Raw genomic sequence first — 17,011 nt, forward strand, 5'->3', positions numbered from 1 at the left:
GAGAATAAAAAACATGAATAAAAATGAAGCAGGTGCAGTTATATTACGTATTGTTTTAGGTCTTACTTTTTTCATTCACGGGTTTGTTAAATTTCAAGGAGGAATAAATAACACGGTTGGCTTTTTCGATAGTATTGGGATCCCAGGTTTTTTAGCTTATCTCGTTGCAGGTATAGAGTTAATTGGTGGGATTGCGTTGATACTAGGTATTGGAACACGAATTGTTTCCGTATTGTTTGCTGTAATAATGTTGGGGGCTATATTTACAGTAAAGTTTCCTCTCGGATTTCTTGGTAATGGTCAAATGGCGGGGTATGAAATGGAATTAGCGTTGCTTGCTATGGCTATTTTTCTCGCATTTGCAAATCAATCTCGTTTCTCATTAGACAATAAAGTTTTTAATAAAGAAGAAGGGAAGTAATAACATGGAAAAATTTCATCAGAAGCCAATTACGTTTGTTGGAGAAGTTAGTATTAATGTAATGGAATTGGAACGTGCCATTACGTTTTATCAAGAAATTATCGGTTTGCAAGTATTGGAACGAACTGACCGGAAAGCAGTTTTAACAACAGACGGTAAAACCCCTTTGCTTACGCTTGAACAGCCAACTGATGTGATTCCAAAAGAAGGACGTACATCTGGTTTGTATCATTTTGCTCTTTTGTTACCTACTCGTGCTGATTTGTCGGTCTTTTTACGTCATTTACTTCAAACGGGCTATCGTTTTGGAGCGTCTGATCATTATGTAAGTGAAGCATTGTACATTTCTGATCCAGACGGGAACGGCATTGAAATATACTGGGATCGTCCATCTTCTGAATGGACATGGGCAGATGGAGAAGTAGCAATGGCAACAGAACCGTTAGATGGGGAGAGCTTACTTGCCGAGAGTAATGCCGAGTGGAGTGGATTGCCGGCTGATACGTTGATGGGACATATTCATTTACATGTAGCGGATCTTCAAAAAACGGATGAGTTTTATGTGAAAGGGCTTGGATTTACAGTTGTGAATCGATTTGGAGGGGCTCTCTTTACGTCAACTGGAGGATATCATCATCATATCGGATTAAATACATGGAATGGTGTTGGTGTTCCAGCTCCTAAGAAAAACAGTGTCGGACTTAACTGGTATACGCTAGTTTTCGCAGATGAAGAAGCACGAAATAAAGTGATTGAACAGTTACAACAAATTGGTGCTATAGTAACACAAGTAAATGGTGTATTTGTGACAGCTGATCCATCAGGGAATGAAATTCATTTAGTTATTTAAGCTGTTTTGGAGGAACGTGTGATGAAAGAAGATAATGCATTAAATCAGTCTAATTTTGAAATAGGGATCTATACGCTAGGTGATATCGTACCAGACCCCCATATTGGCAAAGTAATCAACGCCCAACAGCGTTTGACAGAAATAGTAGAAGCAGCAAAACTTGCTGATGAAGCTGGACTTGACATTTTTGGATTGGGTGAACATCATCGTTTAGACTATGCGGTCTCAGCTACGCCGATTGTTCTTGCTGCGATTGCCCAAGTTACGAAAAAGATTAAATTGACCAGTGCAACTACCGTATTAAGCACAGTCGATCCTGTTCGCTTATTTGAAGACTTTTCGACATTGGATCTGCTATCAAACGGACGCGCTGAGGTTATCGCGGGACGTGGAGCGTTTATAGAATCTTTTCCACTTTTTGGGTATGATGTCAACGAGTATGATGACCTATTCGAAGAGAATATTGATTTGTTTTTAAAGTTGAATGAACAAGAGAAAATCTCATGGACTGGCCGATTCCGTTCAGCACTTCGCGATGCTGAGATTGCACCACGACCTGTTCAAAAGCAGCTACCACTTTGGGTTGGTGTTGGTGGATCTCCTGAGAGTGCAGAGAGAGCAGGCAGGTTTGGTGTTGGAATGGCTTTAGCCGTTCTCGGTGGCGACCCAAATCGATTCAAACCGCTAGTTGATATTTACCGTAAAGTGGGCGTCGAAGCAGGTCATAATTTGGCTGACTTAAAGGTAGGCGTTACTGGGCACACATTTATGGCTGAAACAACTGAGCAAGCCAAGGATGAGTACTATCCTTATTATTCAAATTATTGGGAGTATGTTAATAGTCAACGAGGGATGAATACACGAATGTCCCGCGCTGATTTTGAACAATTGTCAAGTCCAGACACGGCATTATTTGTTGGTAGCTCGCAGCAAATTATTGAAAAAATTCTCTATCAGCATGAGTTATTCGGGCATCAACGATTTATCGCCCAAATGGATATCGGCGGGATCCCATATGCTAAAGTTGCCAAAAATATTGAACGATTAGCAACGGAAGTAGCCCCAGTCATCCGACGTGAATTAAGTAAATAATCATTAAATCCTTTAACGGCTAGTAAACCCCCACCTCAAGGATTAGAGGAATTAAAGAAGCGTAGCGGGAAACTTGTCGTTGGTGCACAAACAATCAGTAGGGGGTGAGATACCCCTTACTGATTGAAGTTTTACTTTCTCTAATTAAGAGAGTATTCAGTTATTATGTTCATCCCACTCTTCTAATGACATCATTTTAGAGCCTTCCCCAACATCCAATCTTAAAGGGGCCATTAATTCAAGTAAGTTGCCATCCGGATCTTCAAAATAAATGGCGGCGTGAGCGTTCAGTTTATGTGACAAGACAAGTGGTTGTTTCTCTTTAGGAAATCCAAAAGTGGTGGTAATTGGTATTCCTTTTGATTCGAGCCACTCTTTCGCATTTCTGATATCGTTTAAATCAACATGCCATGCAATATGTCTTAAAGAGGGATGATAAGGTGTGTCAACTTTTTCTGTTTCCCACAAACCTAACCAGCTATGCCCTTTCTCAATCCAGAAGAAAGCTAATTTTTCATGTTGATAAGCAAGTTCTAAATCTAACTTTTTATAAAATTCTATTGAGTTCAAAAGATTACTTACAGGTAGATGTGCTTCATAAAGACCTTTGATCATCATATTCACTCCTTTTTGTTATTGACCCATTTCGTAAAGAGTGTTGTTTTTAGCAAGTAACAAATTCGAGCGAGGTGGATCGTAGTGGATGCTCTGGAGAAGCTCTTGAGCCGCCCGCAGTGTGCAATTTGAAATTATTTCTAAAAAAAGAAACCATTAAGGCTCCCTACGATCATCATGGCTCATAAAACGCTCGTTTTTTGCAATGGCTTCATCACTATATTCTGATGATAATGGTAGAGGTTTGCTGTGTTAAAGTGCCACTTTCAAATCGATATCAATTTTCTAATCTAAATGATTAAAATAGAAAGTTAAGTGTGTAATAAAAACATCTTGCGAAACATGAATATTTATTTTTTGAATAAACTGAATTATATAATTATATACTGTTTCTTTCCTTTTATAAATGAATTTACCTTATTATTTGGATAGCACGGTTAACTTTCTAGTCAGATAGAAGCGAGTGCATGCTATTTCATGGTGAGGGACGTAAATGGATTAGAACTATATATTTTAGCGATTTGGATAAGAACAACACGTTTTTGATCAGTTATTTTCTAGAAAAGTCTGATTACTTATGGTACACTAATACATCGTAAAGCCCTCGTGTTTAACAACTTGAGGGCCTTTTGTTTGTTCTTAAAAGTAATGGGAACTCTAAATAGGGAAATCATACACGTATGACATGTATAAAGGAGTATAAAATGAATCAAGTTCAAAAATTTGCTTTGATGGTTTCGTTGATATATGTCCTAATTGGTATTCTGTGGATAATTAGTACTGATTCGATATCTTTAATAATAGCAGCTGAAAACTTTCACTCCTATGCAACCTTTCAACGAGCAAAGGGCTGGGGGTATATTTTCCTGACTGGTACTGTTTTATATGTATCGCTCATTTATTGGGGAAAGAAATTACTACATTCGGAAACTGAGTTGAAACGAAAAGATGTTCAATATCGTTCGCTTTTTAAACATAATCCGGATGCTGTTATCGAGTTGGATTTAGAAGGAAATATTAATTCTATAAATCCAGAGGGGGAAAAAATACTCGGTGTTACTGAAAGAGAAGTAAGGGGTACGTCCCCGGCCTCTGCTATTTTTATTGAAGATGTTGAAAAGATTCAAGAGTATTTTTTGTTAACTTTAAAAGGAGTAAAATCCTACTTTGAAGCAATTATCCATACAGATGGAAAGAAGAAAATTCTAAGATGCTCCTTCTTTCCTATAATAATCACGGAAGAAATTGTAGGTGTATACGCTCTTGCTAGAGATGTTACGTCCCAGCGTCATGATGAGGAGATGCTTATTGCCTCAGAAAAAATGACGGTGATAGGTCATCTGGCAGCAGCAGTAGCTCATGAAATACGCAATCCTTTAACTTCATTAAAGGGATTTGTACAATTGATGCAAGCGGATAAGGAAGTTGCTCCTTACTATCTGAAGATTATGGAGGAAGAACTTGAACATATTAATATCATTTCAAGTGAGTTATTAATACTTGGAAAAAAACAAGAGATTTCACTGCGGCTCCATAATGTTCGTGAATGTGTATCGAAAGTTGTGTGGTTAATGAAAGCCCAGGCGAATCTAGACAATCTCGAATTGGATTTAATTGAGGTTTCAGATGAGCCAATCTACATTATTGCAGATGATGTACAATTGAAACAGGTATTTATTAACCTGATAAAGAATAGCATCGAAGCTGTAGGTAAGGATGGAAAAATTAAAATTGAAATCAATAAAACAGAAAGAGATGCAATCATCGTGGTATCGGATAATGGAAAGGGAATTGATGAAGATCGATTGAAATACCTTGCCCAGCCTTTTTATTCGACAAAAGAAAAAGGAACAGGACTTGGTCTTGCCATTTCGCACAAAATTATTCACCGCCACAACGGAGAAATGACCTTTGAAAGTAAAAAAGGACAAGGAACAATTGTAACTGTTAGGATTCCATTAGCAAACGAAGAAGAACAAATGATACTATAAAGAGAAACTTCAATCATTGGGGCTTTCTTCACTTTACTGATTGTTAGTCCCGTTCTACTGTTGCTAAGATCTTTGCTTTCGCTTCGACAGTACGAACTAAGGTTCAACTAAATCGCTGAAGATCCCAGCGGTAAGTTTCACTGTATCTCACCAATCGTGCATTTACGGGCTTACGATTCCTCTAAGCCTTGAAGTGGGGGTACTGCCCGTTAATGCGGTATTAAGATAGCTTGAATATTAAAGGAGAGTATTATGACTGACACACCTGAATTTATTAAAACAATGAAACCATTTATCCAAACTGCTTGGGAGAAATCTGGATTTTCCCGGTCGACTCCCATTCAAAGTAAAGCGGTGCCTGTGATAACTGCAGGAAAGGATATCCTTGCTGAATCACCAACTGGTACAGGAAAGACCCTTGCTTATCTACTGCCTGTTCTTGAAAAAATAAATCCTGAGAATAAAACACCGCAAGCCCTCATCATGGCTTCTTCTCGTGAGCTTGTGATGCAAATAGCCGAAGAAGTTCGAATTTGGGCAGAAGGAAGCGGAATTACGGGAGCTTCATTCATCGGTGGTGCAAATGTAAAGCGCCAACTCGAAAAATTAAAAAAACGGCCGCAAGTCATCGTTGGAACTCCAGGACGCGTATATGAGTTAATAATGCAAAAGAAACTGAAAATGCATGAAGTCAAAACGATCGTCCTTGATGAAGGTGATCAGTTAATAGTTCCTGAGCATATGGCGACGATTCAAAATATTATCAAGACAACCATGAAAGATCGCCAAGTGCTGATGTTTTCTGCCACTCTTCCAGAACAGACTGAGAAGTTGGCCCGTGATCTAACGAACGAACCTGAAGTCGTTAGAGTCGATAAAAGCGAAAAAATGGAGTCTAAGGTAGATCATATTTATTTTGTTGTTGAACGCCGCGAAAAAGCTAAAATACTTGAAAAAATCTATCGTCTAGAAGGATTAAAAGGGCTCGCTTTTTTAAATGATATCGCCGAGATTACCGTTTTAAAAGAGAAACTAGATTATAAAGGTATCAAGCTCGGTGTACTTCACGGCGAGTCAAATAAAGTCGATCGAGAAAAAGCGCTAAGGCATTTACGCTCAGGGAAAATGCCTTTGCTATTAGCAACAGATGTTGCAGCAAGAGGCTTAGATATTAAAGGTCTTACTACAGTTGTTCATGCAGACATGGCAGAAAGCGTGGAACAATACGTTCACCGTTCTGGTCGTACAGGAAGAGCTGGAGCAGATGGTACAGTCATTTCAATAGTCACAGAGCGAGAAGAGCGAGAGTTAAAGAAAATAGCTCGCGAGCTTGACATTACATTAAGCAAGAAAACATTTTACGGTGGAGAAATTGTGGACGCACAACAATAAAGTGAAATTTCAATCAGTAGGAAGGCTTCATCCCTTACTGATTGTTAGATACACCCTCTTACAATCTTAATTCCATGAAGGGGAAAAAGCAGCGGAATCAAGAATTCTCGCTGCTTTTTTACTAAAAAAATCTCACGTTTTAAAAACCATCTTCGGAAGCTGCAAATGGAATGTTTAATCTAGTTTCTACTGCACGAAGTCTTTGGTTTAATCTGTTCAGGCGGCGTGTGTGCAGTTGGTCGTTTTGATTTAGTCGAATGATTTCTTGGTTAATGCGTAATATTTCTCTGTTCAAGCGAGTGATTTCTTGGCTTAGTCTGTTTATTTCTTGAACTTGCTGTTCATTTTGTCTTTCAAGTTGTCTAACTCTTCTTTCCAGTGGAGTCTGTCTATCAATGTCCTCTTGTTCATATTGTTGATATTCGGAATTAATCGGATCCTGTGAATAATAAGCATTTTGTTGTGGAACATAGTTATACTCCTCTGGAGCATATTCAAACTGTCGTTGTGGAATATACCCTGGATAGTAACCATATGGATTCATCTTTCGCAACTCTCCTTTTGAAATCTGGGTTAATCCCTAATACATTATGTGGAAGTTCAAGAAGGAACAGGGCTAATGCCTAAGAATAGATAATATATTTATTTTTTTGAGACAAGTGCGACGCAAATTCTTTTGCATACGTTTAATCATTAGCCAATCATGAAATATAATAACGTTAGTTGTTGACAAAAAGTAAGTGATGGTATATATTTTTAATCAGAGATATTTTTAACCGAGATATTGTTGTGTGAGGTTTTTTAAGTCGACTAGAAGAAATTAGGTAATTTTCTGCAGATAAGTGGTACAAAAAAGACTTCAAAAATTGTTACGACAAAAGCAAGAAACTATAACACATACTTCTAATTTCGGATGGGCTTAATGAAAAGTCATATATGTTGACAATATATCGGGATATTATCTTGAATTAAATATGTTGTGGATCGAGATTTATAAGTCATAGAATAAGAAATCAAATCAAGGTGTAAATTAATTAAGATTAATTAAGATTGCCTAGATTGAAGTGTTTTTGAAAATATTTTCAGGCGGTGAAAGAAGTGGGTTTTTTCGATAAGTTATTTGGGAAATCAAATAATAATACAAACGAAACAGGAGGAAATGACATGTTAAAAATAGGGATTGTTTTAGGTAGCACACGTGAAGGACGCGTTAGTCCACAAGTAGGAGAATGGGTAAAAGGAATTGCTGATAAACGTGGCGATGCAGAATATGAAATCGTGGATATTGCTGATTTCCAATTGCCGTTTTTAGGAACAACTGATGGAACAGAACCAGGTATTGCAGCTTGGAATGAAAAACTTGCTAACCTAGATGGATTCGTATTCATTGTTCAAGAATACAATCACAGTATTACAGGAGCATTAAAAAATGCCCTTGATTTTGCTCGTGAAGCTTGGAACAACAAAGCTGCAGGAATTGTAAGTTATGGTTCAACTGGTGGAGCTCGTGCAGCCGAACATTTACGTGGAATCATGGGTGAATTAATGATTGCTGACGTTCGTGTACATCCGACATTATCGTTATTTACAGATTTTGAAAACGGCAGTGTTTTCAAACCAGCTGAACTACATCTTGATAATGTTAATGCTATGCTTGATCAAGTTATCGCATGGAGCGGTGCATTAAAAACTTTACGTAAATAAGAAGGGTTAACAACGAGGAGGGGATGACAAATCCCCTCCTTTTCTGCGTTTGCATAATTTAAGACTAGAGGAGTTGTAAGTTTCATTTTCAATTGATGACGCTTACAATTATGAGGAAAATAGCATATGATAGAAGTAAGGAGGAGGAGAGTTATGGGGAGAGAGTATAAGCATATTGAAACAATGGTAATCCATGAGGGGTACGAGCCGAAGCAGCATATGGGAAGTCTCGCAGCTCCTATTTTTCAAACATCAACGTTCGTTTTTGAAAGTGCTGAACAAGGTGAGAGACGATTTGCAGGTGAAGAAGAAGGGTATATTTATTCTCGGCTTGGCAATCCGACTGTAAAAATTCTGGAAGAACGCATCGCCATGTTAGAAGGTGGAGAAGCGGGACTTGCATTCAGTTCAGGGATGGCAGCTGTTTCAGCCGTATTACTTGCGCTAACGAAAGCGGGTGACCATATTATCTGCTCGCAAGGCTTGTATGGCTGTACATTCGGATTACTACATTTAATGAAAGAAAAATATCATATCACACACGACTTTTCAGAAATGCTGACAGAGGAACAAATAGAGACATTAATCAGACCAGAAACAACGTGCATATATGTTGAAACGCCGATAAATCCAACGATGAAAATGATTGATTTAGAGATGGTTGCAAGAGTCGCAAAAAAACACCATATTCAAGTCGTTGTAGATAACACCTTTTCGTCGCCTTATTTGCAGACGCCGCTAGCTTTAGGCTGTAATATCGTGCTTCATAGTGCAACGAAGTATATTTGCGGCCATGGAGATGTAGTGGCAGGTCTTGTCGTGGGGACACAAGAATTTATTAGTAAGCTAGCAATGACAACGCAAAAGGATATCGGTGGTATCATCTCCCCTTTTGATGCATGGCTTTTACTGCGGGGGTTGAAGACCCTGCCTGTCAGAATGGATCGACACTCATTTAATGCTGAAAAGCTCTTCAAAAAACTGAAGCAACATCCAAGTGTTGCAGCGGTCTATTATCCTGGGGATACGGAGCATCCTGACTACAATATTTCCAAAAAGCAAATGAAAGCCGGTGGCGGCCTTATTTCGTTTGAAATCAAAGGTGACAAGCAGGCAGCACAAAAAGTGTTAAACTCATTGCAATTAATTAAGATTGCAGTTAGCCTAGGTGATGCAGAAACACTTATTCAACATCCAGCCACAATGACTCATTCGGCTGTTCCTGTTGAGTCCCGTTTGAAAATGGGGATTACAGATCAACTAATTCGCCTTTCTGTAGGTTTAGAGAATTGGGAAGACTTATGGGAAGATTTGAATGAAGCGTTGAACAGGATAGGAGCTTAATAGAAGAAAGAGGATGTCCCTCCTCTTTCTTCGGGTTATGACTAAGAATAACTCCTATAAAAAATATATTAAACTAACGTATTCCTGTAGGGCCTCAAACAATGCCCTGCATAACACTCAGTAAGTTTCACTGTATCTCACGAATCGGGCTTTTACTGCCTGTTAAGAGTGTGATAAATTTTTTTCACTCTTTTCAACTGTGGCGGAGTTAAAAATTCTTCTCTTTCAGATAATACCCCTATGAAATCTTTCTTATTTTCGGCTGTCACAGCTAATAATGTACTTTCTGCATGCTGGGGGATCTGCTTGGGCAAACATGTTTGCAAATGCTGCAGGAGAAAAGGAAAGATTTTTTCACTACAGATTGGATCCGTTGCAGCAAGCTTTGATAAAGTCAAAATGCCCTTGTCTATCGTAATGACTGATCCATTTTTTATCGTTTGGAAAATAGTTTCAATATGATCCATGATCATATCAGTAGAAATTTCTGCAATGGTAGATAATGCAGTCATGCCACCCCATACTAACCGATTGTTCCTGCTTTTTAATAATTGGACAAAGTTTAGTGCATATGGACTGATTAACTCAGGTTTACACACGCCTATTTCATATGCGACCTTTATACAATCATTTTGGATCTTTTTATCTTTGTTGGACAGGTTTTCAATCACCTCTTTAATTCCATCTAGGTTATTATTTTCAACTAATTCATGGGCTAATTCTATATTTGGAACTTCGTCATTTCTGTTCATTGTGGATGCTAGTTTGTCAATAATACTCATATATTCCCCTCTCTCACTGTTTACTTACTATTTAAGATACCAAAAGGAGTCAGATACTACCATCTGTTCAAGCTATAAATTGCTAATACAGTGTAATATTCCACAAGTGTGGAATACATTATCCTAAACAAGGCGAAGATCTAATTATTACTGGAGCGGGTTTTTTTGTGACGGGGACAGTCATAACCGCTATTGGATCTGCAAAAGTGTTTATCACAAGTACTGATACTGGACTGGAACTCATAGCCAGTCTGTATGATTTGACCTCACTAAGAGAAGAAAACATAACTGAAACGGAAGAAAAGCGTTATTAATTTCCTAGAATGACAATATGATTGCAAAAAATAGGGAATCATAGATGGGATGGAAAATGCAAAAAATCACAAATTATGAGCAAAAATTTACACAAATCTATGTTTAGCTAGTATAATGTAATGAAAGTGTGTTATCGCACTTTTTAAATGAAGCGGAACTATTCCGCTAAATATGTTTGTCCTTCGGGGTCGGGTGTAAATCCCAACCGGCGGTGATGAAGAAATTCTAAGCCCGCGAGCCTGTAAAAAGGCAGGACTTGGTGAAATTCCAAGGCCGACAGTAAAGTCTGGATGGGAGAAGGACATATGGAACTCATTAAATGGCAATAGTGAACCCTTTATTTTGAAAAATTCAAAATGAAAGGCTTATTTGGCTATATGATAAATCCATAATCTCCCTTTAGCTCCTTAGGTCGTCCCTAGGGGGCTATTTGTACATTTTTTTGTCGAAACATCAAAATGAGAAAGAGGGTGAAAACATGTTTACTGGAATTATCGAAGATGTCGGAACGGTCCAATCTTTAAAAAGAGGGATCCAAAGTATGGCCATTACGATTGAATCTCCGAAAATTGTTGAAGATGTTCAATTAGGAGATAGCATTTCAGTCAATGGCGTTTGTCTGACTGTCACTGAGTTTACGAATCATCTGTTTACAGTGGATGTAATGCCAGAAACCGTGAAGGCATCAACAATCAAGCTGTTGAAACCGGGGGCAAAGGTCAATCTAGAGCGGGCGATGAGTGCGCAGGGGAGATTTGGCGGTCATTTTGTCTCAGGCCATATTGACGGCACAGGTACGATTATGAAAAAAGAACAGAAAGAAAATGCGGTTTACTACACGATAAAATTGGCAGAAGGATTAGCGCAATATTGTATTCCTAAGGGCTCTATAGCTATTGACGGGACGAGCCTAACTATATTTAGGATTGAGAAGAATGAGATCACAATTTCGCTAATACCGTTAACATATAAAGACACGATTCTAGGACAAAAAAACGTTGGAGAAGCCGTGAATATTGAAAATGATATGATTGGGAAATATATTGTTCAACAAATTAAAAATACTGGACAAACTACTGGATTAACAGCAAGTTTTCTTTTAGAAAATGGATTCTGATAAAGGCGGTGTTTAGGATGTTTCAAACAATTGAAGAAGCAATCGAGGATTTGAAGGCTGGGAAAATCATTATTGTTGTCGATGATGAAGACCGGGAGAACGAAGGTGATTTTGTCGTATTGGCAGAAAAGGCAACGCCTGACGCCATTAATTTTATGGCGAAATATGGTCGTGGTTTAATTTGCACGACGGTTACGAATGAACTCGCAAAGAAATTAGACCTGCACCCAATGGTTGAGAACAATACAGATTACCATGGAACTGCCTTTACAGTTAGTATTGATCACAAAAGTACGACTACAGGGATCAGCGCGTTTGAACGTTCAACAACGATGCTTGCCCTTTTGGATCATGATTCTACCGCTAATGACTTTAAACGCCCTGGACATGTTTTTCCAATTATCGCTAAAGACGGCGGGGTGCTCGAACGATCAGGACACACAGAAGCTTCCGTTGATCTTGCCCGTTTATGCGGTGCTGAGCCAGCTGGAGTTATATGTGAAATTATGAATGAAGATGGTTCAATGGCGCGTGTTCCAGAACTTCAAATCATTGCCGAAGAACATCAGCTTACATTTATTACGATTGCCGAATTAATTCGCTATCGCAACCAACTTGAATCAAAACATAAAGAAACACCAGAACATGCTTAATTAAATAACATTTTTAGGAGGAATTATAATGGGGAAAAATTTTGAAGCACAAGTAATCGGAACAGGGTTAAAAGTAGGGATTGTTGTCGGCAGGTTCAATGAATTCATCACAGGAAAATTACTTTCCGGTGCAGTGGATGGACTTAAACGCCATGGGGTTAGTGAGGATGATATTGACATCGCTTGGGTACCAGGGGCATTTGAAATTCCGTTGATTACAAAAAAATTAGTGCAAACCAAACAATATGACGCTGTAATTGGGCTAGGTACGGTCATTCGCGGTGCAACCTCACATTATGATTATGTATGTAATGAAGCAGCGAAAGGCATGGCGGCTGTCGGACTTGAATCTGGAACGCCTGTGATTTTCGGTCTACTTACTACAGAAAATATTGAGCAAGCGATTGAACGCGCTGGTACAAAAGCAGGAAACAAAGGTTATGAATCAGCTGTTTCAGCGATTGAAATGGCGAACTTATCTACTTTAATCGGAAAATAAGGAATACGTATAATTGATTGACGGATTGTTCTGTTACATATCGGCTAATTTGCTGATTTAAATATGTATTAGAATCTGAGGGAAAAAGGAGCCTATGGGCTCCTTTTTTCGTGCTTTGAACAAGAGTGACATATAAATTCCGATTCCAACGCAATTATGAGATTTGCAATTTACATGTCGGGATTATATTTTGTGGAAAAGAGATGCTGCTAGAAGCAGGATTACACTGAAAAAAAATAGTTTACCAATGCACCAAGGTTGGTGCAAAAAACCTCCTTATCGAGCATTGCGATCTGAAAATCAAATTTGTGAGCCAGATTGTCCTGATTGCGTGCCAGTATCGATAGTTTTCGCGCGGGAATGATCCCTTTTCGCGCGAGATTTGCGATTTGCGAGCCGGAGCTGATTGATGACTGGGCATTACGCACATTTTGATAGTTAGTCAAGCGTCGATCTAATTTATGTGATTAGCTTAGACTTTTGGGATATGTACAATATTTACAAAATATTCATCTCATTTAATAAGATGAAATGGTATATTAAGGGTATGGAAATATCATTAGTGGGGGGAATCCATATTAAACATTATCTATTTGATCTTCCAGGGGAAAACGGATGGAAAAGATACTTGCTATCATCGCTTATTATATTGGTTTCTCTTATTGCAGGGAGTCTTCTATATGGCATATTGAGTGTGGTCACAGGCCTTCTAAACGGAGATGGCATCGTTTTTGATAATACATCGGGCGAGTTTGTTGGTATGGACCCAACGCTCGATTTATTGTTTATGAATCTAACGTACGTCATTTGGATGCTAGGGATTTGGCTTTCAATCCGGTTTGTACATAAACGGAAACTGAAGACGCTGATTACTGCCAATGATCGAATCAATTGGAAGCAAATCTTCGGTAGCTTTACAATCTATTTTGGTTTAATGATGCTATTAGAGCTCGTTTATCTCTTAATTTTCCCTGAACATTTTGCATGGAATGAATTTGAATTAGGGAAATTTTTATTCCTATTTTTTGTTGTTTTATTGTTAACTCCTATTCAAACGACAGTTGAGGAGTTAATCTTTAGGGGATTTCTCTTGCAGTGGATTGGAAAGATTGTGATCAACCCTATTGTACTAGGAGTCATCATGGCAATCGTTTTCGGATCGTTGCATTTTTTTAATCCGGAAATGGAGCGTTCAGCTATTTGGGTAGGGCTTGATTATCTATTAGTCGGGTTTATGCTGACGTTTCTTGCTGTGAAAATGGGAAGCTCCGAGCTGTCCATTGGTGCACATGCAGCAAATAATATGTTTCTTTTCTGGTTTATCGGTGATCCACAATCTGTAGGTGGGAGTGTTCCTTCACTTACCACTGTGGTGCACAATGAACCGGCCATTTCCTTAGTATTGGATGGCCTTCTGTTTCTTGTTTTTTATATAATAGTAGTGAAGAGATTCAAGCCAAACGCAATTTAAACGATGGGCGAGAAAAGTCTAGAAAAATGGTCTTTTTTTGCCCCTATTGTTTACGTCAGTCAAAATACTTTCAAGGCATTATGTAATAACTGAAAGCGCGATTGGGATGAATAAATTGAATTATCATAAAATTTGGTATAGAATAACAATGTTAACGTTAACATTTATAGGTCAAAAAAACTGAAAGCTGGTGAAGATATGAAACTTTTTATGGGTGAAGATTTTTTATTAAACAACAAGACAGCGCTTACATTGTATAATGACTATGCGAAGAATATGCCAATTATTGATTATCATTGCCATTTGAATCCTAAAGAAATCTTTGAAAATAAGAAATTTAAAAACATAACTGAAGCTTGGCTATACGGCGATCATTATAAATGGCGGGTTATGCGGGCGAATGGAATCGATGAAGAATTTGTGACTGGAAATGCAAGTGATTATGATAAATTCATAGCTTGGGCGAAAACTGTTCCGATGACGATTGGCAACCCTCTATACAATTGGACGCATCTTGAACTTCAACGATTCTTCGGGATATATGATATTTTAGATGAAAAAACGGCTCCAAAAATTTGGGAAGAAGTAAATGCTCAATTAAACAGTGAGAACTTTGGCGCTAGGGATCTAATTCTAAAATCAAATGTTCAAGTGATCTGTACGACAGATGACCCAACGGACTCATTGGAATATCATGTACAGTTAGCTGAGGAGAATGAATTTAACGTAAGCGTTTTACCTAGCTTTCGTCCTGATAAAGGGCTTGAAATCAATCGGGAAACTTTCTTGCCATGGGTGGAGAAATTGGCAGAGGTTGCAAACCTTTCAATTGAAACATACGAAGATTTTCTTCAAGCTTTGGAGTCTCGTGTCCGCTACTTTCACTCGATTGGTGGCCGAGTTTCCGACCATGCGATTGACGTCATGATGTATGAAGAAACGACGCAAGAAGAAGCAGCGGAAATTTTTGCATCCAAACGATCAGGAAAGGAAATCACATCTGAAGAAGAAGGCAAGTATAAAACGTATACATTAAGTTTCCTTGGGAATTTGTACGAAGAATTAGGCTGGGCAATGCAGCTGCACATCAATGCCTTGCGAAATAATAATACGAAAATGTTTGAGAGACTTGGACCAGATACAGGATACGATTCGATGAATGATGGGCAAATTGCTAAACCACTCGTACGCTTATTGGATGGTCTTGATAAAATGAATGCTTTGCCAAAAACAATCCTATATTCATTAAATCCTAATGATAATTACGTGATTGCCAGCATGATCAATAGTTTTCAAGACGGTGTAACTCCTGGAAAAATCCAATTTGGAACGGCTTGGTGGTTTAATGATCATAAGGATGGAATGATGGATCAAATGAAAACATTGGCAAATGTAGGACTGCTGAGCCGTTTTCTTGGGATGCTGACAGATTCCCGTAGTTTCCTCTCTTATCCAAGACATGAATATTTCAGAAGACTTGTTTGTAATTTGATTGGCGAATGGGTCGAAAATGGGGAAGTTCCCTATGACAAAGAGTTATTAGAAAAAATCATCAAAGGAATTGTCTATAAAAATGCTCAAGAATACTTTGGTTTTGATAATCCGTCAGAATAGCAGAGTGTTGGATGAATCTGCGTATCAGTTATTCTTATGCTAAATAAATTATACGGTCTTAAAGGATGAATGAAATGGTAACGATTAAAGATATTGCAAAACTAGCAAATGTATCTCATACAACGGTTTCGCGCGCCTTAAATAACAGTCCTTTAATTAAAGAGGATACAAAGAAGAAAATTATTGACCTTGCGAATCAATTAAACTATTCACCGAATTATAATGCGAAAAGTCTCGTCTTACAAAAGTCACACACGATTGGCCTTTTTTTCACAAGTATCGAAAAGGGAACTTCTCCTAGTTTTTTCTCAGATACAGTAAGAGGAGTAAACCGTGTGATTAGTGGAGAATATAACTTGTTTGTTCGAGGGATTGACGACTATAAAGACTATTCTTCTATAACGAACCATCGTTTTGACGGCATTATCCTCATGAGTCAATCTGATGAAGACCATATATTCATCTATCATATCTTGAATCAAAAAATTCCATTAGTCGTCTTAAACCGCGAAATGAATGAAACGTTGATTCATAACATCTTATCAGATGATCGGATCGGTGCTTATGAAGCCGTTACCTATTTAATTAATGAGGGCCATCGCGATATTGCAATCATTGAAGGAATAGAGGGCTTTCAATCGACTAAAGAAAGAAAAGAAGGATATATTCAGGCAATGATCGATGGCCAGATTTCTATCAAGAACGATTATATCTGTAAAGGGAAGTACGATATGGCGAGTGGATATGAAGCGATGGAGTCCCTACTTTCTTTAGAAAAACCGCCTAGTGCCGTGTTTTGTTCCAATGACGATATGGCAATTGGAGCGATGAATGCGGCGTATGCTCATAGATTATCTATTCCAGTGGATATTTCAGTAGTTGGCTTCGACGATATTGGATTTTCACAGTATACAAATCCAAGATTAACGACGGTCAAAAGGCCAATTGAAAAAATCAGTATGCAAGGTGCAGAGAAACTATTACTGCTAATGGAGAGGCCCGATTTGCCAGTCGAGCGCATACTAGTGGAAACGGAATTGAAAATCCGGGATTCCGCACAAAAGCTAATTTATTAAAGAACTCATCCCCGAACAAGATTATCGGGATGCGAGTTCTTTAAAATTAAAATGTTAACGTGTGCAAATAAAGGG

The 17,011-nt window shown here is 38.3% G+C and carries 16 protein-coding genes, 1 pseudogene and 1 riboswitch; of the genes and pseudogenes, 14 read left to right on the forward strand and 3 right to left on the reverse strand.

The features are described 5' to 3' along the window. Nucleotides 1–13 precede the first annotated feature (13 nt). Genes V179_RS0101065 through V179_RS0101075 form a run of 3 tightly spaced genes read left to right on the forward strand, consistent with a single transcriptional unit; the run spans nucleotide 14 to nucleotide 2,363 of the window. A complete protein-coding gene (locus V179_RS0101065) occupies nucleotides 14–421 on the forward strand; it encodes a DoxX family protein (protein ID WP_028389881.1) in 408 nt (135 codons plus the stop codon). A gap of 4 nt (nucleotides 422–425) precedes the next feature. Further along, the gene (locus V179_RS0101070; protein ID WP_028389882.1) at nucleotides 426–1,271 is read left to right on the forward strand and encodes a VOC family protein; all 846 of its coding nucleotides are present in this window, start codon (nucleotides 426–428) and stop codon (nucleotides 1,269–1,271) included. Nucleotides 1,272–1,292: 21 nt separating this feature from the next. Continuing rightward, entirely contained in the window at nucleotides 1,293–2,363 is a 1,071-nt protein-coding gene (locus V179_RS0101075) for an LLM class flavin-dependent oxidoreductase (protein WP_028389883.1), read from the forward strand. 156 nt (nucleotides 2,364–2,519) lie between these two features. Here V179_RS0101075 and V179_RS0101080 read toward each other — a convergent pair whose 3' ends face one another. Continuing rightward, a complete protein-coding gene (locus V179_RS0101080; protein WP_028389884.1) occupies nucleotides 2,520–2,978 on the reverse strand; it encodes a VOC family protein in 459 nt (152 codons plus the stop codon). Nucleotides 2,979–3,682: 704 nt separating this feature from the next. Between V179_RS0101080 and V179_RS0101085 the strand changes: the two genes are divergently transcribed. Further along, nucleotides 3,683–4,969 (forward strand): ATP-binding protein, encoded by a 1,287-nt coding sequence (locus V179_RS0101085; protein ID WP_028389885.1) that lies wholly within the window; start codon nucleotides 3,683–3,685, stop codon nucleotides 4,967–4,969. A 252-nt stretch (nucleotides 4,970–5,221) separates the two neighbouring features. Next, complete coding sequence (locus tag V179_RS0101090) at nucleotides 5,222–6,361, forward strand: DEAD/DEAH box helicase (RefSeq protein WP_028389886.1); 1,140 nt, start codon at nucleotides 5,222–5,224, stop codon at nucleotides 6,359–6,361. 139 nt (nucleotides 6,362–6,500) lie between these two features. On the opposite strand, the gene V179_RS0101095 is transcribed toward V179_RS0101090, so the two are convergent. Further along, nucleotides 6,501–6,905, reverse strand: a complete 405-nt coding sequence (locus V179_RS0101095; protein WP_028389887.1) for a hypothetical protein — start codon at nucleotides 6,903–6,905, stop codon at nucleotides 6,501–6,503. Nucleotides 6,906–7,459: 554 nt separating this feature from the next. Between V179_RS0101095 and V179_RS0101100 the strand changes: the two genes are divergently transcribed. After that, complete coding sequence (locus tag V179_RS0101100) at nucleotides 7,460–8,065, forward strand: NADPH-dependent FMN reductase (protein WP_028389888.1); 606 nt, start codon at nucleotides 7,460–7,462, stop codon at nucleotides 8,063–8,065. A gap of 153 nt (nucleotides 8,066–8,218) precedes the next feature. Further along, the gene (gene megL, locus V179_RS0101105; protein WP_028389889.1) at nucleotides 8,219–9,409 is read left to right on the forward strand and encodes a methionine gamma-lyase; all 1,191 of its coding nucleotides are present in this window, start codon (nucleotides 8,219–8,221) and stop codon (nucleotides 9,407–9,409) included. 152 nt (nucleotides 9,410–9,561) lie between these two features. On the opposite strand, the gene V179_RS0101110 is transcribed toward megL, so the two are convergent. Continuing rightward, nucleotides 9,562–10,191 (reverse strand): hypothetical protein, encoded by a 630-nt coding sequence (locus tag V179_RS0101110; RefSeq protein ID WP_051404784.1) that lies wholly within the window; start codon nucleotides 10,189–10,191, stop codon nucleotides 9,562–9,564. Between the two features lie 167 nt (nucleotides 10,192–10,358). On the opposite strand from V179_RS0101110, the gene V179_RS30920 reads away from it, so the two are divergent. From V179_RS30920 to V179_RS0101140, 7 genes and pseudogenes are all read left to right on the forward strand, one after another. Next, nucleotides 10,359–10,505, forward strand: coding sequence for a hypothetical protein (locus V179_RS30920; RefSeq protein WP_154663982.1), 147 nt, complete (start codon nucleotides 10,359–10,361; stop codon nucleotides 10,503–10,505). Nucleotides 10,506–10,680: 175 nt separating this feature from the next. Further along, nucleotides 10,681–10,812: riboswitch (FMN riboswitch) on the forward strand. Nucleotides 10,813–10,984: 172 nt separating this feature from the next. Then, nucleotides 10,985–11,623, forward strand: a complete 639-nt coding sequence (gene ribE, locus V179_RS0101115) for a riboflavin synthase (protein WP_028389891.1) — start codon at nucleotides 10,985–10,987, stop codon at nucleotides 11,621–11,623. 17 nt (nucleotides 11,624–11,640) lie between these two features. Continuing rightward, a pseudogene (ribB, locus tag V179_RS26795) lies at nucleotides 11,641–12,258 on the forward strand (3,4-dihydroxy-2-butanone-4-phosphate synthase); the annotation flags it as partial. Nucleotides 12,259–12,304: 46 nt separating this feature from the next. Next, nucleotides 12,305–12,775 carry a 6,7-dimethyl-8-ribityllumazine synthase gene (ribH, locus tag V179_RS0101125; RefSeq protein ID WP_028389892.1) on the forward strand — a complete coding sequence of 157 codons (471 nt, stop codon included), beginning with the start codon at nucleotides 12,305–12,307 and terminating at the stop codon, nucleotides 12,773–12,775. A gap of 547 nt (nucleotides 12,776–13,322) precedes the next feature. Next, nucleotides 13,323–14,246 (forward strand): CPBP family intramembrane glutamic endopeptidase, encoded by a 924-nt coding sequence (locus V179_RS0101130; RefSeq protein ID WP_161632332.1) that lies wholly within the window; start codon nucleotides 13,323–13,325, stop codon nucleotides 14,244–14,246. Between the two features lie 198 nt (nucleotides 14,247–14,444). Then, nucleotides 14,445–15,860 (forward strand): glucuronate isomerase, encoded by a 1,416-nt coding sequence (uxaC, locus tag V179_RS0101135; RefSeq protein ID WP_028389894.1) that lies wholly within the window; start codon nucleotides 14,445–14,447, stop codon nucleotides 15,858–15,860. Between the two features lie 74 nt (nucleotides 15,861–15,934). Continuing rightward, complete coding sequence (locus tag V179_RS0101140) at nucleotides 15,935–16,936, forward strand: LacI family DNA-binding transcriptional regulator (protein ID WP_028389895.1); 1,002 nt, start codon at nucleotides 15,935–15,937, stop codon at nucleotides 16,934–16,936. The last annotated feature ends 75 nt before the right edge of the window (nucleotides 16,937–17,011 follow it).

Source organism: Bacillus cihuensis, from assembly GCF_000504145.1.
Lineage (GTDB): Bacteria > Bacillota > Bacilli > Bacillales > DSM-1321 > Peribacillus > Peribacillus huizhouensis.

Bases quoted from the DNA above. Each gene is read 5' to 3' on its own strand.
- V179_RS0101095 (WP_028389887.1), bottom strand. From the start codon at position 6,905: ATGAATCCATATGGTTACTATCCAGGGTATATTCCACAACGACAGTTT.
- V179_RS0101090 (WP_028389886.1), top strand. From the start codon at position 5,222: ATGACTGACACACCTGAATTTATTAAAACAATGAAACCATTTATCCAA.
- V179_RS0101075 (WP_028389883.1), top strand. From the start codon at position 1,293: ATGAAAGAAGATAATGCATTAAATCAGTCTAATTTTGAAATAGGGATC.
- V179_RS0101085 (WP_028389885.1), top strand. From the start codon at position 3,683: ATGAATCAAGTTCAAAAATTTGCTTTGATGGTTTCGTTGATATATGTC.
- V179_RS0101070 (WP_028389882.1), top strand. From the start codon at position 426: ATGGAAAAATTTCATCAGAAGCCAATTACGTTTGTTGGAGAAGTTAGT.
- megL (WP_028389889.1), top strand. From the start codon at position 8,219: ATGGGGAGAGAGTATAAGCATATTGAAACAATGGTAATCCATGAGGGG.
- uxaC (WP_028389894.1), top strand. From the start codon at position 14,445: ATGAAACTTTTTATGGGTGAAGATTTTTTATTAAACAACAAGACAGCG.
- V179_RS0101065 (WP_028389881.1), top strand. From the start codon at position 14: ATGAATAAAAATGAAGCAGGTGCAGTTATATTACGTATTGTTTTAGGT.
- V179_RS0101140 (WP_028389895.1), top strand. From the start codon at position 15,935: ATGGTAACGATTAAAGATATTGCAAAACTAGCAAATGTATCTCATACA.
- ribH (WP_028389892.1), top strand. From the start codon at position 12,305: ATGGGGAAAAATTTTGAAGCACAAGTAATCGGAACAGGGTTAAAAGTA.
- V179_RS0101130 (WP_161632332.1), top strand. From the start codon at position 13,323: ATGGAAATATCATTAGTGGGGGGAATCCATATTAAACATTATCTATTT.
- V179_RS0101110 (WP_051404784.1), bottom strand. From the start codon at position 10,191: ATGAGTATTATTGACAAACTAGCATCCACAATGAACAGAAATGACGAA.
- ribE (WP_028389891.1), top strand. From the start codon at position 10,985: ATGTTTACTGGAATTATCGAAGATGTCGGAACGGTCCAATCTTTAAAA.
- V179_RS0101080 (WP_028389884.1), bottom strand. From the start codon at position 2,978: ATGATCAAAGGTCTTTATGAAGCACATCTACCTGTAAGTAATCTTTTG.